The following is a 25,631-nucleotide window of genomic DNA, read 5'->3' as shown; positions in this document are numbered from 1 at the left end:
TGGGCGTCCGTCGCGGCCGCACCGTCCGCGCCGACGCGCCGTCAGGCCGCGACGGCGGCACTGCCGTCCAGGATCACCCGGGCCACCAGGGCGGGGTCGTCGTTCATCGGCACATGACCGCAGCCGGGCAGCCGGACGAGCCGGGCACCCGGGATGACCTGCTTGGCGCGGACGCCCTGGCGGCGCAGCAGCAGCCGGTCGCGGCTGCCCCAGGCGATCGTCACGGGCAGCGCGGTGACGTCCTCGCGGAACAGCACGGACCGGCCCGCCGCGAGGGTCTGCTCGAAGCCGGTGGCCGCGCGCAGGGACAGCGTCTCGGCGACCGCCGACTCGGGTGAGAGCCGGGCCGGGCGGGCGTAGATGGTGCTGGTGAGGACGGTGCGGCCGGCCGCGCTGCGGGACAGGCGCTCGATCAGCGGCAGCGGCATCGCCCGCGCGGCGCCCCGCATCGCGCGCAGCGTGGTGAAGGCGTAGCGGCGCTCGGCCTCCGACCAGAAGCCGGCCGGGGAGAGCGCCGTGACCGACCGCACCAGCTTCTCCCGGCCCAGCTCCAGGGCGAGGAGTCCGCCGAGCGAATTGCCCGCCACGTGCGGCCGTTCCACCCCGAGCGCGGCGCAGAAGGCGTCGAGCACCGGCACCACCGTGGTCAGGTCGTACGCGAGCGGCGCCGGCAGCGCCGGGGAGGCGCCGAAGCCCGGGAGGTCGACGGCGATCACGTCCCGCTCGGTGGCGAGCACGTCGATGACCGGCTCCCAGGCCTGCCAGAGGTGGCCGATCCCGTGGAGCAGCAGCAGGGGTTCGCCCGTGCCCCGCCGCTCGTACGTCACGGTGACCGTGCGCGGCCCGGCCGCGGACTCCACGGGGAACGAGATCTGTGCGGACATGGCTGCTCCCTGTCGTACCGACACGCCCTGCAGGACACCTGCGAGACACCCTGTCAGCAAGAATTACCGGTGAGTAGAGTCGAGTTCAAGAGGTGCGGGCGGACCGGTCCGGACCGAACTGGACACGGCTGACGCCGTGGGCTGGGATGGGGACGTGCCGACCGAGATGCTCACCGACCCCACCGACGTCTTCGAGGAGCACCGCGCGCTGCTCACCGGTGTCGCCTATCGCATGCTCGGCCGCGCCGCCGACGCCGAGGACGTGGTGCAGGAGGCCTGGCTGCGCTGGACCGCCGACGACCGCGCCGGGGTCCGCGAGCCCCGCGCCTTCCTCGTCCGGATCACCACCCGGCTCGCCATCGACCGGCTCCGCCACGTCCAGTCCCGCCGCGAGTCCTACGTCGGCCCCTGGCTGCCCGAGCCGATCGTCACCGACTTCGGGCCCGCCGTGCCCGACACCGCCGAACGCGCCCTGCTCGCCGACTCCGTCTCCCTCGCCCTGCTCGTCGTCCTGGAGTCGCTCTCCCCGCTGGAGCGCGCGGTGTTCGTGCTGCGCGAGGCCTTCGGCCTCCCCTTCGCCGAGATCGCCACCACCCTCGACCGCAGCGAGGCCGCCGTGCGCCAGCTCGCCGGCCGGGCCCGCAGACACGTCGACGAGGGCCGCCCGCGCTACGACGTCGACCCGGCCCAACGCCGCGACCTCACCGAGCGGTTCCTCGCCGCGGCCGCCGACGGCGACCTGGCGGGACTGCTCGCCCTGCTCGCACCCGACGTGCGCCTGGTCGGCGACAGCGGCGGCAAGGCCAAGGGCCCGCTGCGGATCATCGAGAGCGCCGACAAGGTCGGGCGCTTCCTGCTCGCCGTCGCCCGGGGCGCGCGGGACTCCTACGAGTTCCGCTTCGAGGAGATCAACGGCCGGTCCGCGCTCGTCGCCCTCGTCGGCGGGAAGACCGACGCGATCTTCCAGATCGAGGTCAGGGACGGCCGGATCGCCTGCCTGTACATCCTGCGCAATCCGGACAAGCTCCAGGGCCTCGACCTCGGCTGACGATCAGCCGTCCGCCGCCCGTGCGACCGCCCCGCTCGACCCGCCCCGCCCCGGAACCTCGTGTTCCGCGGCGGGGCACTTTGCTGCGCCGGCATCGCACGTACGCGAACGTCCTGTGAACGATCTAGGTCAGAGGGTCACATTCCAGGACCTCTGACGCAGGATTGGTCTTGACCAAGGGTGTGCCGCGCCTTATGGTCGCAGAGTTAGTGCAGGAACCTTTAATAAACAAGGGCGCGGAAAAACGCCGCGGGACACGGCGAATGTGCGGAGGATCAGGGTGGGGACCACGCAGCTCGAAGCAGCACCGGAGCCGAAGTACTGGCACCTCAAGACCGTGATCAGCGAAGCCCTCGACACGGACTTCGCGGTCGGCGAGATCCTGCCCAACGAGCGCGAGCTGGCCGCCCGCTTCGGCGTCGCCCGCGCGACCCTCCGGCAGGCCCTGGAGCAGCTCGAACTCGAAGGCCGCCTGCAGCGCCGCCGCGGCGTCGGCACCACCGTCGCCCCGCCGCGCGTCGGCGTCGACGTCTCCACCACCCAGCACGCCTGGCCCGGTGCCGGCGAGGAGAGCTGGCAGGCCGTGGACTCGGCCGCCGACACCACCCCGGCCGCCGTCCTGCGCCTCCTCGACGCCAAGCCCGGCGAGACCGTGCACGCCGTGCGCCGGCTGCGCGTCACCGACGGGACCCCCGTCGCCGCCGAACTCCTCTACGTGCCCGCCGGTTCCGTGCCCGGCCTCGACCCGGCCGCCGCCCCCGAGGGACCCGCCCGCGCCCGCGCCGTACTGCGCGAACTGCGGCAGCTCGCCCTCGACGGCCAGGACCGCTCCGTCGAACTCGGCTCGGCCCGCGCCGACGACGCCAAGGAACTGGACCGGCTGCCCGGCTCCCCGGTCCTCGTCGTCACCACCCGCTACCTCTCCGGAGGCCGCACCGCCGCCGTCTCCGTGGCCACCTACCGCGCCGACACCTGCCGCCTCACCTTCGGCGACTCCGGCGACCTGGCCATGGCCTCCTGACGACACCTCGCTCGTACGAGGACGGCCCCGGGCTCACCGCCCGGGGCCGTCCTCGTACCGGAGCCGCTCAACGCCGCGCGGACACCGTGCCGTCCACCACGAACAACTGCTCCTCCACATGGTCCAGGGCGCGCCGCAGCGCACCCGTCGCCACCGCCGCCTCGCCGAGCAGCGAGAGCACCACCCGCGGCGGCCGCAGGCAGAACCGGGCCAGCTCCTCGCGCAGCGGCTGCAGCACCCCGTCCAGACCGGCCGCCCAGCCGCCGATCACCACCAGCTCCGGATCGAGCGCGAGCACAAGGGCCGCCACGTCGTGCACCAGGCGCTGGATGAAACGCTCCACCGCCGCCTGCGCCGCCGCGTCGCCCTGCCGGGCGAGCGCGAAGACCTCCGCCACCGCCTGCTCGTCCAGCGGGTGCAGCGGCTCGTCCGTCGGCGACAGCAGATGCTCCGGCGTCACCCCGCGCCCCAGCAGGTGCAGCGCGCCGATCTCGCCGGCAGCGCCGCCGTAACCCCGGTGCAGCCGCCCGCCGATCAGCGAACCGGCGCCCGGGCTCAGCCCCGCGAGCACGAACACGATGTCGTCGGAGTCGGTGGCCGCGCCCTTCCAGTGCTCGGCGACGGCCGCCGCGTTCGCGTCGTTCTCCACGATCACCGGGCAGCGGAAGGAGCGGCGCAGCCGCTCCCCGAGCGCGAGGCCCGTCCAGCCGGGCAGCGCCGTGCCGAGCCGGACCGTGCCGTCCGCCTCGACGATCCCCGGCGTGCCGACGCCGACCGCCCGCAGATTGGACCGGGGCACCCCGGTCCGGCGCAGCACGTCCGCGACCACGGCCCGCACCTTGTCCAGGCGCTCGTCCTCGGGTGCGGTCTCCGCCACCTCGCGCGAACCGGCGCCGATGATCCGCCCGTCGAGGCCGGAGATCAGCGCGGCGACCCGGTGCGGACCGATCTCGATGCCGAGCAGATGCCCCGCCTCCGCCCGGAAGCGGAACCTCCGGGCGGGCCGGCCCTGGCGCCGGGTCTCGCCCTCCTCGGGCGCCGCCTCGACGACCAGACCGCCCCCGATCAGGCCCTCGGTCACCCCCTCGACCGTCGGCCGGGAGAGGCCGGTGATCCGGGTCAGGTCCGTGAGCGTGAGCGCGTCGGAGCCCCGCAGCGCATGGAGTACCACCGCGGAGTTGATCCGCCGCAGCAGCGACGGATCCCCGCCGGTCAGCCGCCCCACCGTGTGTCCTCCCAGCTCGTACGCATCTTTGGCCGGATGTTACTCAATGGACCCGGGCCCGGCGAGCGCCGACCGCGGGCCGGTCCGGGCGCCGCCGGGCAACGGCGCCTGACGGGCCGCCAACTGTCAGTGGGGCGCGCTTTACTGGCTCCATGGACAGGGCACAGCATCTCGTGGCCGTCGACGAGCTGGTGGGCCGGGCCTTCCCGGCGCGCGCCGAGCGCTCCGGGTTCCGCGACAGCGGCCCGGACCACCACGTTGTCGCGCTCGCCACGAGCGAGGAATTCTGGGAGGACGACGGCACCCGCCGGTTAGCCGTCGAGGAGCAGTACGAAGCGGAGCGGGACGGGCTCTCCACGCTGCTTGCCGCCCTCTGGGGCCCGCCGCAGGTCTTCAGCCTGTGGTCGGTTTTCGACCGGAGCATGTCCGGCGAGCACATACCCGAGCCCTGGGGCGTCCTGAGCAACCACACACCCGACCTGCATCTGTGGCGGACGGGGGAGCGGTGGGTCGCCCTCGGGGTCTCCCAGTGGGACAAGGAGCTGCCGTTCCAGCTCCTCGCCGTCGTCACCACCGTCGACCCGCCCTGACCGCCGCTGCCGACCGCTGCTGCCGACCGTCTCTCCGACGGTCGCTCCGCCCGTACGGAGTCAGCCCGCGCGCCGGTCCGGCACGCCCGCCGCCTCCCGCAGCCGGGCGAACTCCTCGGCCATCGTCTCGGCCGTCCAGTGCGCGTTCAGGCCGCTCGGATTGGGCAGCGCCCAGATCCGGGTGATCGAGCCCGCCGGGCCCTCGATCGTGCGCTCCTGCGGCCCGATCGCGGCACGCTTCTTGCCGAAGGCCGTGCGGTACGCGGTGACCCCGACGACCGCGAGCCAGCGCGGGGCGAGCCGCGCCACCTTCTCGGTGAGGATCCGGCCGCCCTCCCGGTACTCCTCGGCGGTCAGCTCGTCGGCCCGTGCCGTCGCCCGCGCCACCACGTTGGTGATCCCCAGGCCGTACGACAGGAGCTCGCCCTGCTCCGCCGGGGCGAGGCGGCGCGGGGTGAACCCGGACAGGTGCAGCACCGGCCAGAACCGATTGCCGGGGCGGGCGAAGTGGTGCCCGGTCGCCGCCGTCATCAGACCCGGGTTGATCCCGCAGAGCAGCACCGAAAGGCCGCCCGCGGCCACATCGGGCACGATGCGGTCGCGGGCGGCCTGAAGCTCCTCGGCGGAGAACCGGGGGGACCGGGTGGTCAGAGGATCGCCCCGGGGGTGTAGCCGGCGGCCTCCGGGTGCTGCTTGACGATCTCCTCGACCCGGGCCACCACGGCGGCGACCTGGTCGGCGGCGGCACCGGTGAAGGACAGCTTGTCGGCCATCAGCGCGTCGAGCTGCGCCCGGTCCAGCGGGATCCGCTCGTCGGCGGCCAGCTTGTCCAGGAGCTCGTTGCGCTCGGCGCCCTGCTCGCGCATGGCGAGCGCGGAGGCCACCGCGTTCTCCTTGATGGCCTCGTGGGCGACCTCGCGGCCGACACCGGCGCGGACCGCGCCCATGAGGACCTTGGTGGTGGCCAGGAAGGGCAGGTAGCGGTCGAGCTCGCGGGCGATGACGGCCGGGAAGGCGCCGAACTCGTCGAGCACGGTGAGGAAGGTCTCCAGGAGGCCGTCGAGCGCGAAGAAGGCGTCCGGCAGGGCCACCCGGCGGACCACCGAGCAGGACACGTCGCCCTCGTTCCACTGGTCGCCGGACAGCTCGCCGGTCATCGACGCGTAGCCGCGCAGGATGACCATCAGGCCGTTGACGCGCTCGCAGGAGCGGGTGTTCATCTTGTGCGGCATCGCCGAGGAGCCGACCTGGCCGGGCTTGAAGCCCTCGGTGACCAGCTCGTGGCCCGCCATCAGCCGGATCGTCTTGGCCAGCGAGGACGGCGCGGCGGCCAGCTGCACCAGGGCGGTGACCACGTCGTAGTCGAGCGAGCGCGGGTAGACCTGGCCGACCGAGGTGAAGGCGTGCGCGAAGCCGAGGTGCCCGGCGATCCGGTGCTCCAGGTCCGCGAGCTTGCCGGCGTCGCCGCCGAGCAGGTCCAGCATGTCCTGCGCGGTGCCGACCGGGCCCTTGATCCCGCGCAGCGGGTAGCGGCCGAGCAGCTCCTCCAGGCGCGCGTACGCCACGAGCAGCTCGTCGGTGGCGGTCGCGAAGCGCTTGCCGAGGGTGGTGGCCTGGGCGGCCACGTTGTGCGAGCGGCCGGCCATGACCAGCTCCGCGTACTCGCCGGACAGCTTGCCGAGGCGCGCGAGGACGGCGACCGTGCGGTCCCGCACCAGCTCCAGGGAGAGCCGGATCTGCAGCTGCTCGACGTTCTCGGTGAGGTCGCGCGAGGTCATGCCCTTGTGCACGTGCTCGTGGCCGGCGAGGGCGTTGAACTCCTCGATCCGGGCCTTCACGTCGTGCCGGGTGACCTTCTCGCGCTCGGCGATCGACGCCAGGTCGACCTGGTCGATCACCCGCTCGTAGTCGGTGAGCGCCGCGTCCGGCACCTCGATCCCGAGGTCCTTCTGGGCACGCAGCACCGCGAGCCACAGCCGGCGCTCCAGCGTCACCTTCTGCTCGGGGGACCAGAGGACGGCGAGCTCCGCGGAGGCGTAGCGGCCGGCCAGGACGTTGGGGATACGGGGCTTCGCAGTCACAGCAGTCACGTGTCCAGATTCTACTGGCGGTTTCTGCAGGCCAGCGCCACGGTCCGGGCTGGAGCTTGCTACGAGACGGGCGTCACGTCCTTCACCGACCGCGGCGCGGTCCCTCAGAGCGCGGGCTCCTCGTACGGCAGCAGCTCCGGGCGCTTCGGCGGGCGGCCGTCGCCCGAGGAGCGGCCGGTGAGGCGGCGGCCGATCCACGGGGCCAGGTGCTGCCTGGCGAAGCGGGCGTCGGCGGCCCGGCGGCTGGCCCAGCCCGGGCGCGGGGCCGGGGCCAGCGGGGCGCGCCAGTCGAAGGCGGGCGGCAGGCCCAGGGTCTCCGCGACCGCCTCGGCCACCCGGCGGTGCCCCTCGCCGGTGAGGTGCAGCCGGTCCACGTCCCACATGCGCGGGTCGGCGAGCGCCGGGGCGCCGTACAGGTCGACCACCAGGGCGCCGTGCCGGGCGGCGAGCTCGTCCACGTACCCGAAGAGCTCCTCCATCCGGGGCCGGAAGCGCTCCAGGACGGGGCCGTTGCGGCCGGGGCTGCGCATCAGGACCAGCTGCCCGCAGGAGGGCGCGAGCCGCTCGACGGCCTCGCCGAGCAGGGCGCGCACCCGGCCCATGTCGCATTTCGGGCGCAGGGTGTCGTTGAGCCCGCCGACCAGTGTGACGATGTCCGCATTCATCGCCGCGGCGGCGTCGACCTGCTCGTCGACGATCTGCCCGATGAGCTTGCCGCGCACGGCCAGATTGGCGTAGCGGAAGCCGGGCGTGCGGGCGGCGAGCCGGCCCGCGAGGACGTCGGCCCACCCCTGGTAGGACCCGTCCGGCCGCAGATCCGACATACCCTCGGTGAAGCTGTCGCCCACGGCGACGAGACTGGTGTAGGTGGCATTGATCTCCATGGCCCAGCGATCGTACCGCGCGGTATGGTCCCGGCGCCGAGTGGAGAACCGGGAGGGGAAACCCATGAGCGAGGCGCTGCTCAGCGCGCTGACCGAGGCCCTGGCCGAGCTGGTCACGGCGGTCGAGACCGCCGGTGACGAGGTGCTCGACCCCGACACGGCCGTGAAGTGGCTGGAGGGCACGGCGTACGTCCTCGGCGGGCTTCCGGCGGCCGACCGGCGCAGACTCGACGGCCTCTTCCGGGACGCCGCGCTGCGGCAGCCGCCCGGGGCGTGGCGCGACGAGCTGCTGAAGGTGTCGCAGGGCTTCGGGCTCACCGAGGACGTGCATCCGGCCCGGCTCGACGCCGTCGCCGCCCGCGTGGAGAGCTTCGTCACGCTCGTCCGCGGCGCCGACCCCGCCACCCCGGTGCCCAGCTGCCCGGGCTGGACCCTCGCCGACCTGATCAAGCACCACGGCACCACCCACCGCTGGATCGAGCACCTGGTCCGCACCCGCGCCACCGAACGCGTCTGGTCGAGGGACGTGCCGCTCGACCTGCCGGACGACCCCGCCGCGTACCCCGACTGGCTCGCCGCGAGCGCCGCCGCGAGCCTGCGGACGCTGCGCGCCGCCGACCCCGACACCCGCATGTGGTCCCACGGCGCCGACCCGCACGTGCGGTTCTTCCCGCGCCGGCTGCTCTTCGAGGCGGTCGTCCACCACGCCGACGCCGAGCTCGCCCTCGGCCGCGCGCCCGGCCCGGTCGACCCGGAGACGGCCGCCGACGGCATCGAGGAGTTCCTGGAGAACCTGCCGTACTTCTCCTGGGTCGCCGAGCCGGTCGCCCAGCTCGACCGGGACGGCGCGAGCATCCGGCTCGCCGCCACCGACTCCGGCGCCGCCTGGACGCTCACCCTCGGCGGGGGCGGCTTCGGCTGGCAGCGCCGGGCCGAGGGCGCGGTGACCGCGACCGCGACCGTGACCGTCGAGGGCACTGCCGGCGACCTGCTGCTGCTCGTCTACGGGCGGTACGGGGCCGACGACCCGCGCTTCACCCGCCACGGCGACCGGACCGTGCTCGACGCCTGGCAGGCCGCGACGGCCCTGTGAGGCACACCGAAGGGCCCCCGGACCGTCGCGGTCCCGGGGGCCCTTCGCGTGTCCGCCGTACGGCGTTACGAGCCCGCCGGCCGGCCCACCAGCTCGCGCAGCACGTCCTCCATCGTCACCAGGCCGGCCAGCTTGCCGTCCTCGTCGATGACCGCCGCCAGATGGGTCCGGCTGCGCCGCATCGCGGTCAGCACGTCGTCCATCGGCGTCGCCGCCCGCACCCGGGCGATCGGCCGCAGCGCCGTCACCGGGAACCGCAGATCGCGCGGGGTGACGTCCAGGGCGTCCTTCACATGGAGGTAGCCCAGGATCCGGCGGCCCTCGTCGACCACCGGGAAGCGCGAGAAACCGGTCCGCGCGGAGAGCGCCTCCAGCTGCTCGGGGGTGGTGTCCGTCTCCGCGTACACGACCTTCTCCAGCGGCATCACGACATCCCGCACCGGGCGCCGGCCCAGCTCCAGGGCGTCGTGCAGCCGCTCGGCCGCCCGGTCGTCGAGCAGCCCCGCGTCCCCGGCGTCGGTGACCATCCGGGCCAGCTCGTCGTCCGAGAAGGTCGCCGCGACCTCGCCCTTGGCGTCCACCCGCAGCAGCTTCAGGATCCCGTTGGCGAAGGCGTTGATCGCGAAGATCACCGGCTTCAGGGCCCGCGCCAGGGTCACGAGCGGCGGACCGAGCAGCAGCGCCGAGCGGGTCGGCTCGGCGAGCGCGATGTTCTTCGGGACCATCTCGCCGAGCAGCATGTGCAGATACGTGGCGAGGGCCAGCGCGATCACGAACGAGATCGGGTGCACCAGGCCGTGCGGCACACCGACCGCGTCGAACAGCGGCTCCAGCATGCTCGCGATGGCCGGCTCGGCCACGATGCCGAGCACCAGGGTGCACAGGGTGATGCCGAGCTGGGCCGCCGCGAGCAGCGCGGAGACGTGCTCCAGGCCCCAGACGACGCTGCGCGCCCGGCGGTCGCCGGACTCCGCGAGCGGCTCGATCTGGCTGCGGCGGACCGAGATCAGGGCGAACTCGGCGCCCACGAAGAAGGCGTTGACGACCAGGGTCGCCAGGCCGATCAGCAACTGGACCGCGATCATCGGCCGGCCTCCCCGTCCGTGTCACCGGAGTGCGGGAGCGGGGCGTGCAGCAGCACGCGAGCCGCCCGGCGCCCGGAGGCGTCCACCACGTCGAGCCGCCAGCCGGCCAGCTCCACGCTGTCGCCGTTGGCCGGGATCCGGCCGAGCACGGTGGCGAGCACGCCCGCCAGGGTCTCGTACGGGCCCTCCGGCACCCTCAGGCCGATCGACGCCAGCTGGTCGGTGCGGGCGGCGCCGTCCGCCGACCACAGCGCGCGACCGTCGGTGTCCTCGCCCGCCGGCGCCAGGTCGGGCGTCTCGTGCGGGTCGTGCTCGTCGCGGACCTCGCCGACGACCTCCTCGACGATGTCCTCCAGGGTCGCGACGCCTGCCGTGCCGCCGTACTCGTCGATGACGACGGCCATGGTCTGCTTTCCGGACAGGCGGTCGAGCAGCCGGTCCACGGTCAGGCTCTCCGGCACGAGCAGCGGCTCGCGCACGATGTCGCCGACCGAGCGGCGCGGCCGCGCGTCGGCCGGTATCGCGAGCACGTCCTTGACGTGCGCGATGCCGACGACCGAGTCGAGATTGCCGCGGTAGACGGGGAAGCGGCTCAGACCGGTCGCGCGGGTCGCGTTGAGCACGTCCTCGGCGGTGGCCTGCACGTCCAGGGCGGTGACCTGGACGCGCGGGGTCATCACGTTCTCCGCGGTCAGCTCGGCCAGGTTCAGGGTGCGCACGAACAGCTCGGCGGTGTCCGCCTCCAGGGCGCCCTCCTTCGCCGAGTGCCGGGCCAGGGCCACCAGCTCCTTCGGGGAGCGGGCGGAGGCCAGCTCCTCGGTGGGCTCCAGGCCGAGCCGGCGCAGGATGCGGTTGGCCGAGTTGTTCAGATGGCTGATCAGCGGCTTGAAGGCGGCGGTGAAGTACCGCTGCGGGGTCCCGACGACCTTGGCGACGGCCAGCGGCGAGGAGATCGCCCAGTTCTTGGGGACCAGCTCGCCGATCACCATCAGGACCACGGTCGAGAGGCCGGTGCCGATGACCAGGGCCACCGAGGAGGCGACCTCGGGGGACAGGCCGAGCGCCTCCACCGGGCCCTCGATCAGCTTCGAGATCGACGGCTCGGAGAGCATGCCGACGACCAGATTGGTCACGGTGATGCCGAGCTGGGCGCCGGAGAGCTGGAAGGTGAGCGACCGGACCGCCTTCAGGGCGCCGGCCGCGCCGCGCTCGCCGCGCTCCGCGGCGGCTTCGAGCTCGCCCCGCTCGACGGTCGTCAGCGAGAACTCCGCCGCCACGAACGCGCCACAGGCGACGGCGAGCAGCAGCGCCACCAGGAGCAGCAGTACCTCGGTCATCGGTTCACCTCCGTCCCCGGGTGAGTCCCATGATCAGTCAGGGAGGGGAGGACCGCGCGGTGTCGGGCGCGGGGGCGGAACGGGGAACGGCTACTGGGAGGCTCGCCCATGGGCGGACGCTCACACCTTTCAGTCTGACGATTCCTGCGGTCGGATGACCGGATGATCGGGTACGAAGGATCGGTTACGGACACCCATGGTAAAGGACCGGCAAAGGGGGGTACGGCCGCTCAGGCCGGCAGCGGCTTCACCCAGCGCGTCCACTGCTCCTCCGGGCCGTACTCCGCCGCCCGCCACGCGGCCCGCCCCAGCTCGTTCCGGTCGAGCACCATCGCGTCCGCCCGCCGCCCGCCCAGCCGTACGAAGCGCTCCTCCGCCGCGCGCAGCAGCGCGCCCCCGATCCCGCGCCGCCGGTGCTCGGGGTGGACGGCGAGCCGGTAGAGGTGACAGCGCCAGCCGTCGAAGCCGGCGATCACCGTGCCGACCAGCTCGCCGTCCGCGCGCTCGGCGAGCAGCAGGGCCTCCGGGTCGCGCTCGACGAGCCGGGTCACGCCGGCCGGGTCGTCGCTGATGCTGGTGCCCTCGGCCGCGGCCCGCCAGAAGGCGAGCACGGCGTCGATGTCGGCCGCGACCGCGGCCCGTATCCGAAGATCGTCCATGACCGCCATCCCACCACCGGCCGCCGCGCGCCGTCGACCGCGTTTCGGTCCGTGGTCCGCTCAGTCCGTAGTCCCGCGCAGCTCCGCGAGCACCGGGCCGAAGGCCTCCATCGCCCCGTCGAGCACCGTGAAGTACGAGAAGCCGTAGCGCTCGCGCAGCGCGTGCAGCCGGTCCACGATCTCCCGCACGGTGCCGATCAGCACGATCGGCAGCTCCAGGACCTGCTCCTCGGTGAGGTACGGCACGACCGTCGCGAACCCGGCCGCCGCCGCGGCCCGGTCCTCCGTCACGAGCACCCGCTGGATCAGCAGATTGCGCTCGGCCGGCACCGGGCGGCCCGCCTCCTTCTCGAAGCCCGCGAAGGCCTCGACCGGCTCCGCCAGCTCCCCGGCGGTCAGCACCGTCGGCGCGTCGCCGTCGAAGCGGCCGCCGGAGAAGGCCATCACATCGGCGTGCCGGGCCGCCAGCCGCAGCACCCGGTCGCCGTTGCCGCCGATGGTCAGACCGACCCGAGGCGTCCCCTCGGCGCCTGCGAGCGCCCCCGCCAGCTCCTCGACCACCCGGGTCAGATGGTCCACCCGCTCGCGCGGCGGCAGGAACGGGATGCCCGCGCGCTCGTGGTCGGCCGGTACGTAGCCGGTGCCCAGCCCGAGTTCGAGCCGGCCGCCGGTGAGCGCGGCCGTGGTCGTCACCTCGCGGGCGAGGAGGACCGGGTTCCAGAAGGCCGCGTTCAGGACGAAGGTGCCGAGCCGCGGCCGGGCGGTCGCCGCGGCGGCCGCCACCAGGGACGGGAACGGCGCGGGCATGCCCAGGTGGTCGGCCACCAGGATCAGGTCGTAGCCGAGCTCCTCCGCCCGGCGGCAGCGGGTCCGCCACTCGTCGGCGGAGCCGGGGGTGAGCATGTTGACGGCGAAGCGGAACGGCAACTGCACGGCGGAATCCCCTCGTTGACGGCCTCTCGGCGGCGCGGGCCGTCACCGAACCTACCCCGGTGCACCTACCCCGTCACGAAGCAGAACTCGTTGCCCTCCGGGTCGTGCATCACCTGGAACGAGCCCTGCTCGTCGGTCACGATCCCGCCGGAGCGGCGCGCCCCGAGCGCCAGCGCCTCATCGGCCGCAGCGGCCGGATCGTCCACCTCGACGTCCAGATGGAGGCGGTTCTTCACCGCCTTGCCCTCCGGCACCCGCTGGAAGGCGATCCGTACGAACCCGGGCGGGTCGACGTACGACCAGTCGGGGCTCCGGTCGACCGGAGCCCCGCCGAGGAGCGCCGCCCAGAACCGCACGAGGGCGGCCGGAGCGGCGCAGTCGAAGACGATTTCCTGAACACGGGCGCGTCGCATGCCGCCCAGGGTAAGGAGGTCAGGGCCGCGCCGTCGCCGCGAACTCCGCCGCGGTCCAGGTGCCGCCCAGCACGGGCGCCAGCCAGCCGGCCGCCGCCGCCCGGAAGGCCTCCGGGGACAGCGCGCCCGCGCCCGACGGGACCGCGCCGAGGAGTGGTGCACCCGCGGCCTCCGGCAGGTCCGCGAGGTTGCACCGGGCCGCCAGGTCCGGGTCGGCCGGCCAGCTGCCGACCACCACGCCCAGCTGCGGGATGCCGCGGGCCCGCAGCGCCTCCGCCGTCAGGGCCGTCGAGTTGAGCGTGCCGAGCCCGGCCGGCGCCACCACGAGCACCGGCGCGCCGAGCAGCCCCGCCGCGTCCGCGAGCGTGCCGCCCTCCTCGTCGAAGCGCACGAGCAGTCCACCCGCGCCCTCGACCAGCACCAGGTCGTGCTCCTCCGCCAGCTTCCGGGCCACCGCAGCGACCTCGTCCGGGCGCACCGGTGCCATCCCGGCCCGCCGGGCCGCGGTCCCCGGCGCCAACGGCTCCGGGAACCGGGCCAGTTCCACCCCTGTCACCGCGCCCGAGAGCCGTACGACCTCGTCCGCGTCCCCCGCCTCGCCCGGCGCGACGCCGGTCTGAGCGGGCTTGAGCACGGCGACGGAACGCCCGTCGGCGGTGGCCACCGCGGCGAGCGCGGCGGTGACGATCGTCTTGCCGATCTCGGTGCCGGTGCCGGTGACGACGATGACGGTCATGGGGGTGGAGCCTTTCCTGGTTGTACGTACCCGAGCTGAGGGGCGGGTCCTATCCCGCCGCGGCCGCCGCCCGGACCGCCGCGCAGATCCGGGCCACGTCCTCGTCGCCCGTCACGAAGGGCGGCATCGTGTAGATCAGGTCGCGGAACGGGCGCAGCCACACGCCCTCACGGACCGCCGCCCGGGTGGCGGCGGGCATGTCGACGTCGTGGTCGAGCTGGACCACGCCGATCGCGCCGAGCACCCGCACGTCCCGGACGCCGGGAAGCGCGGCGGCCTCGGCGAGGCCCTCGCGGAGACCCGACTCGATCCGCTTGACCTCGACCTGCCAGTCCTGGCCGAGGAGCAGGTCCACCGAGGCCAGGGCCACGGCGGAGGCCAGCGGGTTGCCCATGAAGGTCGGGCCGTGCGCGAGCACCGGGACCTCGCCGCGCGAGATGCCGTCGGCGACCCGGCTCGTGCAGAGCGTCGCCGCCATCGACAGATAGCCGCCGGTCAGCGCCTTGCCGAGACACATCACATCGGGGGAGACCCCGGCGTGGTCGGCGGCGAACAGCGCGCCGGTGCGCCCGAAGCCGGTGGCGATCTCGTCGAAGACGAGGAGCACGTCGTGCGCGTCGCAGGCCTCCCGCAGCACCCGCAGGTACTCCGGGCTGTGGAAGCGCATGCCGCCCGCGCCCTGCACCACCGGCTCCACGATCACCGCGGCCAGCTCGTCGGCGTGCCGCCCGATCGCCTCGCGCAGCCGCTCGGCGTACGACTCCTCGTACTCCGCCGGCGGCGCGTCTACGAAGACCTGCTTCTGGAGCACCCCCGACCAGAGCTCGTGCATGCCGCCCTCGGGGTCGCAGACGGACATCGGCTGCCAGGTGTCGCCGTGGTAGCCGCCCCGCCAGGTCAGCAGCCGCCGCTTGGCGGGCCGGCCGAGCGAGCGCCAGTACTGCAGGCACATCTTCGCGGCGACCTCGACCGCCACCGAACCGGAGTCGCTGAGGAAGACGTGCCGCAGCGGCTCCGGGGTGATCTCCACCAGGCGCGCGGCGAGCCGCACGGCCGGCTCGTGGGTGAGCCCGCCGAACATGACATGGCTCATCCGGTCCAACTGGCCGCGCGCGGCCTCGTTGAGCACCGGGTGGTTGTAGCCGTGCACGGCCGACCACCAGGAGGACATGCCGTCCACCAACTCGGCGTGCCCCTCGGCGGGTTCGGCGAGCCGGAGCCTCACCCCGGACGCGGACGCGACGACCAGCGGTTCCGTACGGCCGGGCATCGGGCCGTACGGGTGCCAGACGTGCGCCCGGTCCAGGGCGAGGAGTTCGGTGGTACGGGTGTTACGCATTCGGCGCGAGGTCCGTACCGGCGCCGCGGCGGCGCACCGCCACCAGGTCCGTGCGCGCGCCCGAGGCGTCGGCCGGGGCCGCCTCCTCGGTCTGGGCGTCCGTCCCGGCGTGCCCGCCGCACGGCCCGCAACCGCCCCCGGCCTCCGCGTGCGAACCGCAGCCCGCACCCGCACCCGCTCCCGCCTCGGCGTGCGAACCGCAGCCTGCGCCGGCCGCAGCGGCGGCGACGTCCGCCCGGTGCGCGGGCAGCGTGGTCGTGCCCGCGCCCTCCACCTCGAAGCCGGCGTCCGCGATCATGTCCAGGTCGGCCTGGCCGGCCTGGCCCTCGCTGGTCAGATAGTCGCCCAGGAAGATCGAGTTGGCGATGTTCAGGGCCAGCGGCTGCATGGAGCGCAGATGCACCTCGCGGCCGCCCGCGATCCGGACCTCCACGTCGGGGCAGACGAACCGCACCATCGCGAGGATCCGCAGACAGCGCTGCGGGGTGAGGTTCCACTCCTTGGCGAGCGGGGTGCCCTCGAAGGGGATGAGGAAGTTGACCGGCACCGAGTCCGAGTCCAGCTCGCGCAGCGCGAACACCACGTCGACCAGGTCCTCGTCGGTCTCGCCCATGCCCGCGATCAGACCCGAACAGGCCGACAGACCCGCGCCGTGCGCCTTCTGTACGGTGTCCACGCGGTCCGCGTAGGTGTGGGTGCTGGTGATCTCGCCGTACGTGCCCTCGGAGGTGTTGAGGTTGTGGTTGTACGCGTCGGCGCCGGCTTCCTTCAGGCGCTCGGCCTGGCCGTCGGAGAGCAGCCCGAGGCAGGCGCAGACCTCGATGCCCTCGTTCTGCTCCTTGATCGCCTCGATGGTCCTGCCGACCCGCTCCACGTCCCGGTCCGTCGGGCCGCGGCCGCTCGCCACCAGGCAGACCCGCTTGGCGCCACCGGCGACACCGGCGGCCGCCGCGGCCGAGGCCTCGTCGGGCTTGAGCCAGGAGTACTTGAGGATCCCGGCCGTCGAGCCGAGCCGCTGCGAACAGTAGGAGCAGTCCTCGGGGCACAGCCCGGACTTCAGATTGACGAGATAGTTGAGCTTCACCCGTCGCCCGAACCACTGCCGGCGCACCTTGCCGGCCGCGCTCACCACATCGAGCAGGTCGTCGTCGGAGGTCGCCAGCACGGCGAGCGCTTCTTCACGGGTCGGCGACTCGCGTCGCAGCCCCTTCTCCACCAGCGTGTTCAGCAGGTCCATAAGCGTTGATCCTGGCCTACGGCCCGCCCCCTGGCCAAGGAGGATCCGAACAAACGACGCCGATTGAGGTGTGTGCATGGCCACATCCTGACCTCGACCGGTTCCGGTTAGGGTCTGTGCGCTGCCTACAAAAGGACCCGCCATGCCGCCGTACGCCGAGGACCCCCTGGACCCCGCCGCGGGGGCGGGCCCGCGCCCGGCCGCCTTCGACTGGACCGAGACGGCGGCACGGCAGCGCGCGGCGGCCGGCCTGGTGCGCACCCTGCGGCCCCGGACCGCCGAGTCCGAACTCCTCGACCTGGCGAGCAACGACTACCTCGGTCTCACCCGCCGCCCCGAGATCACCGAGGCCGCCGCCGAGGCCGCCCGCCGCTGGGGCGCCGGCGCCACCGGCTCCCGTCTGGTCACCGGCACGACCCGGCTGCACGCCCGGCTCGAACAGGAACTCGCCGCGTTCTGCGGCTTCGAGGCCGCGCTCGTCTTCTCCTCCGGCTACGCGGCCAATCTGGCGGCGCTCACCGCGCTGTCCGTCCGCGACGGCCTGATCGTCTCCGACGCCGACAACCACGCCTCCATCGTCGACGGCTGCCGGCTCGCCCGGGCCGAGACCACGGTCGTGCCGCACGCCGACCCGGACGCGGTCGCCAAGACCCTGGCCGCGCACCCCGGCCGCCCGGCCCTCGTGGTCAGCGACGCGGTGTTCTCGGTGGACGGCGACAGGGCGCCGCTCGCCGGACTCGCCGCCGCCTGCCGCGAGCACGGCGCGGGCCTGGTCGTCGACGACGCCCACGGCTTCGGCGTGCTCGGCGACGGCGGACGCGGCACCCTCCACGAGGCCGGCCTGGCGGGCGACCCCGACGTCGTCGCGACCCTCACCCTGTCCAAGTCCCTGGGCAGCCAGGGCGGCGCGGTGCTCGGCCCGGCCCGGGTGATCGAGCACCTGGTCAACGCCGCCCGTACCTTCATCTTCGACACCGGGCTCGCCCCGGCCGCGGTCGGCGGCGCCCTCGCGAGCCTCCGCCTGATCGGCGCCGAGCCCGCCCTGCCGGCCCGCGCCGGCACCGTCGCCCGCACCCTGCACCGGCTGCTCACCGCCGCCGGCCTCACCGCCGCGCACCCCGACGCGGCCGTCGTCTCGGTGCGCGCCCCGGGCCCCGCGGAGGCGCTGCGCTGGGCCGCCGACTGCCGTGAACTCGGCCTCGGCGTGGGCTGCTTCCGGCCCCCGTCGGTGCCGGACGGCATCTCCCGGCTGCGGCTGACCGCGCGTGCGGACCTCACGGACGCGGAGATCGAGCGCGCGGTGGCGACGATCGTACGGACGGCGCCGCCCGGGGCGCTCTGAGCCCGGACGGCTACGCGTACAAGCGTCTGTGCGGTTCACCGCTTCGGGCGACAGATATCCGTATATCTGGTGGATCGACGCACGGCGCGGTGACTTCGATGGCAGGCTGACGCGCAGAGCATTCCGGGCGTGGCCCGGCGGGAGAAGGACGGCGTCGCATGGCAGACCAGCAGGAAGCAACCGTCACGCTGCCGAGCGACCCCGCCTCGGTCTCCACCGCGCGGCGGTACGTCGCGGAGGTGCTCACCTCCTGGGGGCTCGACAGCGCGGCCGAGACGGCGGACGCGGTCCGGCTGATCGTCTCGGAGCTGGCGACCAACGCGGTCCTGCACACCTTCGGCCAGTCGCCCACCTTCACCGTCGACGTGCGTCTGGAGCGGGACGAGCAGCTGCACATCGGGGTCACCGACAGCCATCCCCGCTGGCCGCAGCGGCTTCCGGCGGCCGTGCAGCAGGACAACGGGCGGGGGATGGTGATCATCCGCTCCCTGACGAAGGAGGCGGGCGGCCGGCTCTCGGTGACCCCGACGGCGGAGGGCGGCAAGACGGTGTGGATCAATCTGCCGTGGACGGCGGCGCTGACCCAGGCCTGACCGCCCGGCGGTCCGCCCGGCGGTCCGCCCGGCGGACCGGCCCGTGGTCCGCCCTCCGGTCCGGGCGGGTCACCTCACCCGGCCGTAGTAGACCTTCGAGGTCCAGATCCTGTCGAGCTTCACCCAGGACCCGGTCTTGGGGGAGTGCCAGATCTTGTTGTTACCCGCGTAGATCCCGACGTGGTACACGCTTCCGCCGGAGTGGAAGAACACCAGGTCGCCCACCTGTCGGCTGCCCGAGGAGATGTGCCGGGTCTTGTTGTACTGCTGCTGCGCGGTGCGCGGCAGCGTCTTGCCCGCCTTCTTGTACGAGTAGAGCGTGAGGCCCGAGCAGTCGAAGCGGGTCGGGCCGCTGGCACCGTACTTGTAGGGGGACCCCTTCTTGGAGGCGGCGACGTTCAGCGCCTTGCTCGCGTAGGAGGTCGCCGCCTGGGCCTCGGGCGCCGCTCCCGGTGCGAGCAGCGTGCCGCCGACGGCGGCGAGGGTGAGAGCCGAGACGGCTCCGGCCCGGGACAGCAGGGACGGGACATGCATCTGCGCAGTCATGCGCAACCCTTCGTCAGCCGCCTGCGAAGGATGACCTGTCGGGTTCGGGCTGGCGAAGATGCCCGGCCGCGGCTGCGGCTTCACCCCGAGGGACGCCCCGTACTGCTCGGGCGGCCCGTGTTGCTCGGGTCCTCCACTCCTGCCGGTCCACTCCTGTCGACCAGACGTCCGGGACGGCGGCAGGACTCGGCGTCCGCCCGGACCGCCCCGCCGTGGGTGGCGGGGGCTTGTCGTCGACAGGGATCTTGACCCACACCCAGGGCGAAATCCGAGCTGAAACGGCGATATGTGAGGCTCCTCACGACTGATCCATTCGGGTGGACAGTCAGGTTTCGCGATCGTCGGAGGTTTGGCCCATGAGTCGTTCACCAGCACCGGAACGACTGATTCCGCCAGATGCGTACACCTGTTGCGCAACTCACCTGAGCTCCATGTCGATTCGTCGACTACGCCGAACGGGGGAGCGATTCTGCGGTCCGCGTGCCCCGTGTGGACCTCGACACGACACGCGCCGGTGTCAACTCGCCCTCTCCCCGGGCAGGGTGACCCGGCCGGAGCGCCGCTCGCCGTCCAACACCCTTAGCGCACGCGCCAATGTGTCCGCGTGCACCTCGCTCTCGCCCCGCAGATGCATGACCGTCAGCGCGTCCCGGAGTGCCGTCGCCCGTCCGACCAGGGCCTGGGCCGCGCGCAGCGCCCCATAGGTATGCGAGGTCCTGGATGGATTGATTCTCCCCAGGAGATCGACGACTTCGAGGTACGCGTCCACGAACTCGCCCTCGGCGCGCGTCAGGGCGGGCAGCGGCGGAAGCTCCGGCACCACGGCGGCCTCACTCCTCCCCGGCGCCGACGGACGCCCGGCGGCTGCGAACGACGTGGTCCACCAGGCCGTACGCCCGGGCCGCCGGTGCGTCGAGCACGGTGACGCGGTCCAGGTCGGCGTCGATCCGCTCCCGGTCCTGTCCGGTGTGGTCGGCGAGCAGGCGGGCGATCAGCTCGCGCTGGCGCAGCAATTCCCGTGCCTGGACGTCGAGATCGCTGGGCTGTCCCTGCAACGGCTCGTCGAGCGAGGGCTGCTGGAGCACGATCCGGGCGCCCGGCAGCGCGAGCCGGCGACCGGGCGAACCCGCCGCGAGCAGCACCGCGGCCGGCCCGACGGCCTGGCCGAGGCAGATGGTCTCCACCTCGCAGGAGACCGTGCGGATCGTGTCGTAGACCGAGGTCATGGCGCTCACCGAGCCACCGGGGGAGTTGATGTACAGGCTGATCACCTGCCCGGGCGAGGCGTAGTCGAGGTGCAGGAACTGCGCGATGACGTCGTTCGCCGAGGTCTCGTCGACGGGTGTGCCCAGGAGGACGATCCGCTCCTGGAGCAGCTTGGAGTAGGGGTCGAGGGTGCGGGTGCCGGAGCTCGTGCGCTCGGTGAACTCCGGAAGGACGTACCGCATGGTGCTCCGCGTGCTGCCGATGCCGTTCATGGCGCTCCTCCTTCTGTAAAAAATGTACAGGACGTACAGGCCGTAAGATGAGGAGCATGACTTACGAGATTCCGGTGACGCAAGCGCGCGCCGAGCTCGCGGACCTGATCAACCGCGTCGTGTACGGCGACGAGCGGGTGGTCGTCACCCGCCACGGCAAGCCGCTCGTCGCCCTGGTCTCCGCCGCCGACCTGGAGAAACTCGAGGCGCTGCGGGAGCCGGCCGACGAGCCGGTGATCAGCTCGGTGTCGCGGATCGGCGGCTCGGCGTCCGCCGCGGGCGAACAGCGCAGGTTCGGCATCGCCGCCCACCACCAGGACCCGGGCGCGCCCCGGTCCTGAACAAGCGCTCGTTTAATGACCGCGCAAAGGCTCAGTTAACGCGCCGGAAAAACTTCCGCCCTAACGTGCAATCTCTGGCGCGGCGAACCGTCTCCGCAGGTCAACAGAGTGTTGAAGGTCGGTAGGGTCCGCTGCTGTCCGGGACACCGCCCCCGGTGACGACAGTGAGGTGGAAGCGTGCAACTCAGCCCCCATGAGCAGGAACGTCTGCTCATCCATGTCGCGGCCGACGTGGCCGAGAAGCGCCGGGCGCGCGGCGTGCGGCTCAACCACCCCGAGGCCGTCGCCCTCATCACCTCGCACGTCCTCGAAGGCGCCCGCGACGGCCGGACCGTCGCCGAGCTCATGGCCTCCGGCCGCAAGGTGCTCGCCCGCGACGAGGTCATGGACGGCATCCCCGAGTTGATCCACGACGTCCAGGTCGAGGCCACCTTCCCGGACGGGACCAAGCTCGTCACCGTCCACGACCCCATCGTCTGAAGGGGCGGACGCGCACCGTGATCCCCGGCGAGATCCTCTACGGGGACGGGCCGGTGACCCTCAACGAGGGCCGCCCCGTCACCCGCCTCACCGTCCTCAACGCCGCCGACCGGCCCGTCCAGGTCGGCTCCCACTACCACTTCGCCGAGGCCAACCCCGGCCTCGACTTCGACCGCGCCGCCGCCCGCGGACTGCGTCTGAACATCGCCGCGGGCACCGCCGTCCGCTTCGAGCCGGGCATCCCCGTCGAGGTCGAGCTGGTGCCGGTCGCCGGCCGCCGGATCGTGCCCGGACTGCGCGGGGAGACCGCGGGACCGCTGGGCGAGACCGCCGGACCCCTTGACGACGCCGAGACCGAGGGAGGCGACCGTGCCTGAGCTGCACCGCGCCGCGTACGCCGACCTGTTCGGACCCACCGCCGGCGACCGGATCCGGCTCGCCGACACCGACCTGCTCGTCGAGATCGAGGAGGACCGTTCCGGCGGTCCCGGCCGGGCCGGCGACGAGGCCGTCTTCGGCGGCGGCAAGGTCATCCGCGAGTCCATGGGCCAGTCCCGGACCACCCGGGCCGAGGGCGCCCCCGACACCGTGATCACCGGCGCCGTCGTCATCGACCACTGGGGGATCGTCAAGGCCGACATCGGCATCCGCGACGGCCGCATCACCGCCCTCGGCAAGGCCGGCAACCCCGACACCATGGACGGGGTCCACCCGGAGCTCGTCATCGGCCCCGAGACCGAGGTGATCGTCGGCAACGGCCGGATCGTCACCGCCGGAGCCGTCGACACCCATGTCCACTTCATCTCGCCGACCGTCGTCGACCAGGCCCTCGCCACCGGCGTGACCACCCTCGTCGGCGGCGGCACCGGACCCGCCGAGGGCACCAAGGCCACCACCGTCACCCCCGGACCCTGGCACACGGCCCGGATGTTCGAGGCCCTGGACACCTTCCCGGTCAACATCGGCCTGCTCGGCAAGGGCAACACCACGTCCCGGGAGGCCATGCACTCCCAACTGCGCGGCGGCGCCCTCGGGTTCAAGATCCACGAGGACTGGGGCGCCACCCCCGCCGTCATCGACGCCTGCCTGAGCGTCTGCGACGAGACCGGCGCCCAACTCGCCATCCACACCGACACCCTGAACGAGGCCGGCTTCGTCGGCGACACCCTCGCCGCCATCGCCGGCCGCACCATCCACGCGTACCACACCGAGGGCGCGGGCGGCGGACACGCACCGGACATCATCACCGTGGTCTCCGAGCCGCACGTGCTGCCCAGCTCGACCAACCCCACCCGGCCGCACACCGTCAACACCATCGAGGAACACCTCGACATGCTGATGGTCTGTCACCACCTCAACCCGGCCGTCCCCGAGGACCTCGCCTTCGCCGAGTCCCGGATCCGGCCCTCGACCATCGCCGCCGAGGACATCCTCCACGACCTGGGCGCGATCTCGATCATCTCCTCCGACTCCCAGGCCATGGGCCGCATCGGCGAGGTGATCATGCGGACCTGGCAGACCGCCCACGTCATGAAGAAGCGGCGCGGCGCGCTGCCCGGCGACGGCGCCGCCGACAACCACCGGGCCCGCCGCTATGTCGCCAAGTACACGATCAACCCGGCCGTCGCCCAGGGCATGGGCCACCTCATCGGCTCCGTCGAACCCGGCAAGCTCGCCGACCTGGTGCTGTGGGAGCCCGCCTTCTTCGGTGTCAAGCCGCTCGTCGTCCTCAAGGGCGGCCAGATCGCGTACGCGCAGATGGGCGACGCCAACGCCTCCATTCCCACCCCCCAACCCGTGCTGCCCCGGCCGATGTTCGGCGCCCTCGGCAGGGCGGCCGCCGCGGGCTCCGTCAACTTCGTCGCCGAGGCGGCGATCGAGGACGACCTGCCGCAGAAACTCGGTCTGCACAAGGAGTTCACCCCGATCCGCTCCACCCGCCGGACCACCAAGGCCGACATGCGCGAGAACGACGCCCTGCCCAGGGTCGAGGTCGACGCCGACACCTTCACGGTGACCATCGACGGCGAACCGGTCGAACCGGCACCCGCCGCCGAACTCCCCATGGCCCAGCGCTACTTCCTGTTCTGATGGGGTCTCGATGACGCGCTCGGCCCTCCTCGTGCTCGCCGACGGGCGGTTCCCCGCCGGCGGGCACGCCCACTCCGGCGGCGCCGAGGCCGCCGTCAAGGCCGGGCGCATCCGTGATGCCGCCGGGCTCGAGGCCTTCTGCCGCGGCCGGCTGCACACCACCGGCCTCACCTCGGCCGCCCTCGCCGCCGCAGCGGCCCTCGGCGCCGACCCGTACGCCCTCGACGAGGCCGCCGACGCCCGCACCCCCTCGCCCGCCCTGCGCGCCGCGAGCCGGCGCCTCGGGCGGCAGCTGATGCGGGCCGCCCGCGCCGCCTGGCCGGGACCCGAACTCGACCGCCTCGCCGCCGCGTTCCCGCGCGGCGCCCACCAGCCGATCGTGCTCGGCACCACCGCGCGGGCCGCCGGGCTCGGCCCCGAGGACGCCGCGCACTGCGTCGCGTACGAGACGGTCGGCGGCCCCGCGACCGCGGTGGTGCGGCTGCTCGGCCTCGACCCCTTCCAGGCCACCGCCGTGCTCGCCCGGCTCGCCCCGGAGCTCGACCGGGTGGCGGCCCGCGCCGCCGAGGCCGCCCACCTCGCACTCACCGAAGGCCCGGACGCGCTGCCCGCCGCCTCCGCACCGCTGCTCGACCTCACCGCCGAACAGCACGCGGCCTGGCCCGTCCGCCTCTTCGCCTCCTGAGAACCCTGGAGTCCCCCACCATGCACCTCGACCACTCCCACGACCACGGCACCGCCGTCTCCGCCGACGCCCACCGGCCCGACGGCACCCACCGCGCCCTGCGCATCGGCCTCGGCGGCCCCGTCGGCTCCGGCAAGACCGCCACCGTCGCCGCCCTCTGCCGTGCCCTGCGCGACACCCTCTCCCTCGCCGTCGTCACCAACGACATCTACACCCGAGAGGACGCCGAGTTCCTGCTCCGCGAGGCCGTCCTGCCGCCCGAGCGGATCACCGCCGTCGAGACCGGCGCCTGCCCGCACACCGCCATCCGCGACGACATCTCGGCCAACCTCGAAGCCGTCGAGGACCTTGAGGACGGCGTCGGCCCGCTCGACCTCGTCCTCGTCGAGTCCGGCGGCGACAACCTCACCGCCACCTTCTCCAAGGGCCTCGTCGACGCCCAGATTTTCGTCATCGACGTGGCCGGCGGCGACGACATCCCGCGCAAGGGCGGCCCCGGCGTCACCACCGCCGACCTGCTCGTCATCAACAAGACCGACCTCGCCCCGTACGTCGGCTCCGACCTGGAGCGGATGGCCCGCGACGCCAAGGAGCAGCGCGGCGAACTGCCCGTCGCCTTCACCTCGCTCCGCTCCGAGCAGGGCGTCGCGCCCGTCGCCGACTGGGTCCGCGAGCGGCTCGCCGAGTGGACCGCGTGAACGACCGCGCGGCCCTCACCGCGAGCGCGCGGATCGTCGCCGCCGCCGACGGCTCCCTGCCCGTCCTGGAGAGCGCCGGACCGCTCGCCCTCCGCCGGACCCGCGCCACCGGCCCGTACGGCCCGTACACCCGGGTCACCGTCGTCGGCGCGATGAGCGCCCCGCTCGGCGGCGACCGGCTCCGCCTGGACGCGGAGGTACGGGACGGGGCGCGGCTGCTCGTCGACTCCGCCGCCGCGACCGTCGCCCTGCCCGGCCGGACCGGCACCCCCGCCTCGTACGAGATCGGGCTCACCGTCGGCGCCGGGGCCGAACTGCGCTGGCTGCCCGAACAGTTGGTGTGCGCCACCGGCTCCGTGCTGCGGATGCGCACCACCGTCGACCTCGACCCCACCGCCCGGCTCGTCCTGCGCGAGGAACAGATCCTCGGCCGGCACCGGGAGGAGCCCGGCACCCTCGCCGCCCGGCTCACCGTCCGCCGCGCCGGACGCCCGCTGCTCGACCAGGAACTCGGCTGCGGCCCCGGTGCACCGGCCGGCTGGGACGGCCCCGCCGTCCTCGCCGGACACCGCGCCGCCGGACAACTCCTCGTCGTCTACCCGGAGTTCGCCGACAAGCCGGTCGGCACCCGGCTGCTCGGCGAGCACGCGGTGCTCGCCCCGCTGGCCGGCCCCGCCGCGCTCGTCACCGCGGTCGCCCCGGACGCGCTGGCCCTGCGCCGGGTCCTCGACGAGGCTCTGCGGGCACTCGCCCCGTTCTGAGCCAGATTGCGAACCCTGTTCGGGGGTTCACCTCTGAGCGGG

28 protein-coding genes, 1 pseudogene and 1 riboswitch are annotated in these 25,631 nt (G+C 73.6%); of the genes and pseudogenes, 13 read left to right on the top strand and 16 right to left on the bottom strand.

All coding sequences use genetic code 11. The annotated features are described in order from the left end of the window. Window positions 1–41: 41 nt before the first annotated feature. Window positions 42–884 carry an alpha/beta fold hydrolase gene (locus tag KV205_RS24805; protein ID WP_265866803.1) on the bottom strand — a complete coding sequence of 281 codons (843 nt, stop codon included), beginning with the start codon at window positions 882–884 and terminating at the stop codon, window positions 42–44. 166 nt (window positions 885–1,050) lie between these two features. Between KV205_RS24805 and sigJ the strand changes: the two genes are divergently transcribed. Together sigJ and KV205_RS24795 are read left to right on the top strand one after the other, a co-directional pair. Then, a complete protein-coding gene (gene sigJ, locus KV205_RS24800) occupies window positions 1,051–1,932 on the top strand; it encodes an RNA polymerase sigma factor SigJ (protein WP_265866885.1) in 882 nt (293 codons plus the stop codon). 280 nt (window positions 1,933–2,212) lie between these two features. Beyond that, window positions 2,213–2,953, top strand: coding sequence for a GntR family transcriptional regulator (locus KV205_RS24795; protein WP_265866802.1), 741 nt, complete (start codon window positions 2,213–2,215; stop codon window positions 2,951–2,953). 67 nt (window positions 2,954–3,020) lie between these two features. Here the strand turns inward: KV205_RS24795 and KV205_RS24790 are convergent, their stop codons facing one another. Then, window positions 3,021–4,178 carry an ROK family protein gene (locus KV205_RS24790; protein WP_265866801.1) on the bottom strand — a complete coding sequence of 386 codons (1,158 nt, stop codon included), beginning with the start codon at window positions 4,176–4,178 and terminating at the stop codon, window positions 3,021–3,023. Between the two features lie 152 nt (window positions 4,179–4,330). Between KV205_RS24790 and KV205_RS24785 the strand changes: the two genes are divergently transcribed. Continuing rightward, a complete protein-coding gene (locus KV205_RS24785; protein WP_265866800.1) occupies window positions 4,331–4,768 on the top strand; it encodes a hypothetical protein in 438 nt (145 codons plus the stop codon). Window positions 4,769–4,828: 60 nt separating this feature from the next. Here KV205_RS24785 and mug read toward each other — a convergent pair whose 3' ends face one another. The 3 genes from mug to KV205_RS24770 form a co-directional block, all read right to left on the bottom strand. Continuing rightward, on the bottom strand, window positions 4,829–5,359 hold the full coding sequence (mug, locus tag KV205_RS24780; RefSeq protein WP_265866799.1) for a G/U mismatch-specific DNA glycosylase: 531 nt from the start codon (window positions 5,357–5,359) through the stop codon (window positions 4,829–4,831). Window positions 5,360–5,415: 56 nt separating this feature from the next. Further along, complete coding sequence (purB, locus tag KV205_RS24775) at window positions 5,416–6,858, bottom strand: adenylosuccinate lyase (RefSeq protein ID WP_265866798.1); 1,443 nt, start codon at window positions 6,856–6,858, stop codon at window positions 5,416–5,418. Between the two features lie 104 nt (window positions 6,859–6,962). After that, window positions 6,963–7,742 carry an SGNH/GDSL hydrolase family protein gene (locus KV205_RS24770; protein WP_265866797.1) on the bottom strand — a complete coding sequence of 260 codons (780 nt, stop codon included), beginning with the start codon at window positions 7,740–7,742 and terminating at the stop codon, window positions 6,963–6,965. 64 nt (window positions 7,743–7,806) lie between these two features. Between KV205_RS24770 and KV205_RS24765 the strand changes: the two genes are divergently transcribed. After that, window positions 7,807–8,835, top strand: coding sequence for a maleylpyruvate isomerase family mycothiol-dependent enzyme (locus KV205_RS24765; protein ID WP_265866796.1), 1,029 nt, complete (start codon window positions 7,807–7,809; stop codon window positions 8,833–8,835). Window positions 8,836–8,900: 65 nt separating this feature from the next. Here the strand turns inward: KV205_RS24765 and KV205_RS24760 are convergent, their stop codons facing one another. From KV205_RS24760 to bioB, 8 genes and pseudogenes are all read right to left on the bottom strand, one after another. Beyond that, the gene (locus KV205_RS24760; RefSeq protein WP_265866795.1) at window positions 8,901–9,920 is read right to left on the bottom strand and encodes a hemolysin family protein; all 1,020 of its coding nucleotides are present in this window, start codon (window positions 9,918–9,920) and stop codon (window positions 8,901–8,903) included. After that, a complete protein-coding gene (locus KV205_RS24755; protein ID WP_265866794.1) occupies window positions 9,917–11,257 on the bottom strand; it encodes a hemolysin family protein in 1,341 nt (446 codons plus the stop codon). The genes KV205_RS24760 and KV205_RS24755 overlap by 4 nt, the downstream gene beginning before the upstream one ends. Before the next feature lie 230 nt (window positions 11,258–11,487). Then, window positions 11,488–11,976 (bottom strand): annotated as a pseudogene (locus tag KV205_RS24750) (GNAT family N-acetyltransferase); the annotation flags it as partial. Further along, entirely contained in the window at window positions 11,977–12,849 is an 873-nt protein-coding gene (locus KV205_RS24745) for a TIGR03621 family F420-dependent LLM class oxidoreductase (RefSeq protein WP_265866793.1), read from the bottom strand. Window positions 12,850–12,914: 65 nt separating this feature from the next. After that, window positions 12,915–13,262, bottom strand: a complete 348-nt coding sequence (locus KV205_RS24740) for a VOC family protein (RefSeq protein ID WP_265866792.1) — start codon at window positions 13,260–13,262, stop codon at window positions 12,915–12,917. Window positions 13,263–13,281: 19 nt separating this feature from the next. Continuing rightward, on the bottom strand, window positions 13,282–13,998 hold the full coding sequence (gene bioD, locus KV205_RS24735; protein ID WP_265866791.1) for a dethiobiotin synthase: 717 nt from the start codon (window positions 13,996–13,998) through the stop codon (window positions 13,282–13,284). A 49-nt stretch (window positions 13,999–14,047) separates the two neighbouring features. Further along, a complete protein-coding gene (locus tag KV205_RS24730; protein WP_265866790.1) occupies window positions 14,048–15,337 on the bottom strand; it encodes an adenosylmethionine--8-amino-7-oxononanoate transaminase in 1,290 nt (429 codons plus the stop codon). Next, complete coding sequence (gene bioB / locus KV205_RS24725; RefSeq protein ID WP_265866789.1) at window positions 15,330–16,574, bottom strand: biotin synthase BioB; 1,245 nt, start codon at window positions 16,572–16,574, stop codon at window positions 15,330–15,332. Before bioB ends, KV205_RS24730 begins: the two co-directional genes overlap by 8 nt. A gap of 142 nt (window positions 16,575–16,716) precedes the next feature. Here bioB and KV205_RS24720 point away from each other — a divergent pair, with 142 nt between their 5' ends. Beyond that, window positions 16,717–17,916, top strand: coding sequence for an 8-amino-7-oxononanoate synthase (locus KV205_RS24720; RefSeq protein ID WP_265866788.1), 1,200 nt, complete (start codon window positions 16,717–16,719; stop codon window positions 17,914–17,916). A 158-nt stretch (window positions 17,917–18,074) separates the two neighbouring features. Continuing rightward, complete coding sequence (locus KV205_RS24715; RefSeq protein WP_265866787.1) at window positions 18,075–18,509, top strand: ATP-binding protein; 435 nt, start codon at window positions 18,075–18,077, stop codon at window positions 18,507–18,509. A 69-nt stretch (window positions 18,510–18,578) separates the two neighbouring features. On the opposite strand, the gene KV205_RS24710 is transcribed toward KV205_RS24715, so the two are convergent. The 3 genes from KV205_RS24710 to KV205_RS24700 form a co-directional block, all read right to left on the bottom strand. Further along, window positions 18,579–19,055 (bottom strand): C40 family peptidase, encoded by a 477-nt coding sequence (locus KV205_RS24710; protein WP_265866786.1) that lies wholly within the window; start codon window positions 19,053–19,055, stop codon window positions 18,579–18,581. A 3-nt stretch (window positions 19,056–19,058) separates the two neighbouring features. Further along, window positions 19,059–19,178, bottom strand: a riboswitch (cyclic di-AMP (ydaO/yuaA leader). Between the two features lie 394 nt (window positions 19,179–19,572). Beyond that, window positions 19,573–19,878, bottom strand: a complete 306-nt coding sequence (locus KV205_RS24705; RefSeq protein WP_265866785.1) for a hypothetical protein — start codon at window positions 19,876–19,878, stop codon at window positions 19,573–19,575. Between the two features lie 7 nt (window positions 19,879–19,885). Further along, window positions 19,886–20,533: an ATP-dependent Clp protease proteolytic subunit gene (locus KV205_RS24700; RefSeq protein ID WP_265866784.1), complete on the bottom strand. Its 648-nt coding sequence runs from the start codon at window positions 20,531–20,533 to the stop codon at window positions 19,886–19,888. Window positions 20,534–20,589: 56 nt separating this feature from the next. Between KV205_RS24700 and KV205_RS24695 the strand changes: the two genes are divergently transcribed. The 7 genes from KV205_RS24695 (at window position 20,590) to KV205_RS24665 (ending at window position 25,589) form a co-directional block, all read left to right on the top strand. Beyond that, a complete protein-coding gene (locus KV205_RS24695; protein WP_265866783.1) occupies window positions 20,590–20,874 on the top strand; it encodes a type II toxin-antitoxin system Phd/YefM family antitoxin in 285 nt (94 codons plus the stop codon). 177 nt (window positions 20,875–21,051) lie between these two features. After that, on the top strand, window positions 21,052–21,354 hold the full coding sequence (locus KV205_RS24690; protein ID WP_265866782.1) for an urease subunit gamma: 303 nt from the start codon (window positions 21,052–21,054) through the stop codon (window positions 21,352–21,354). Between the two features lie 17 nt (window positions 21,355–21,371). Then, entirely contained in the window at window positions 21,372–21,731 is a 360-nt protein-coding gene (locus KV205_RS24685) for an urease subunit beta (protein WP_265866781.1), read from the top strand. After that, a complete protein-coding gene (locus KV205_RS24680; RefSeq protein WP_265866780.1) occupies window positions 21,724–23,445 on the top strand; it encodes an urease subunit alpha in 1,722 nt (573 codons plus the stop codon). The genes KV205_RS24685 and KV205_RS24680 overlap by 8 nt, the downstream gene beginning before the upstream one ends. 10 nt (window positions 23,446–23,455) lie before the next feature. Next, the gene (locus tag KV205_RS24675; RefSeq protein ID WP_265866779.1) at window positions 23,456–24,130 is read left to right on the top strand and encodes an urease accessory protein UreF; all 675 of its coding nucleotides are present in this window, start codon (window positions 23,456–23,458) and stop codon (window positions 24,128–24,130) included. A gap of 20 nt (window positions 24,131–24,150) precedes the next feature. Further along, complete coding sequence (gene ureG, locus KV205_RS24670; RefSeq protein ID WP_265866778.1) at window positions 24,151–24,828, top strand: urease accessory protein UreG; 678 nt, start codon at window positions 24,151–24,153, stop codon at window positions 24,826–24,828. Next, on the top strand, window positions 24,825–25,589 hold the full coding sequence (locus tag KV205_RS24665) for an urease accessory protein UreD (RefSeq protein ID WP_265866777.1): 765 nt from the start codon (window positions 24,825–24,827) through the stop codon (window positions 25,587–25,589). The genes ureG and KV205_RS24665 overlap by 4 nt, the downstream gene beginning before the upstream one ends. Window positions 25,590–25,631: the final 42 nt, after the last annotated feature.

Source organism: Streptomyces sp. SKN60, from assembly GCF_026236535.1.
Lineage (GTDB): Bacteria > Actinomycetota > Actinomycetes > Streptomycetales > Streptomycetaceae > Streptomyces.
Note: the sequence above shows the minus strand (reverse complement) of the source record. Positions and strands in the feature narration are given on the sequence as shown.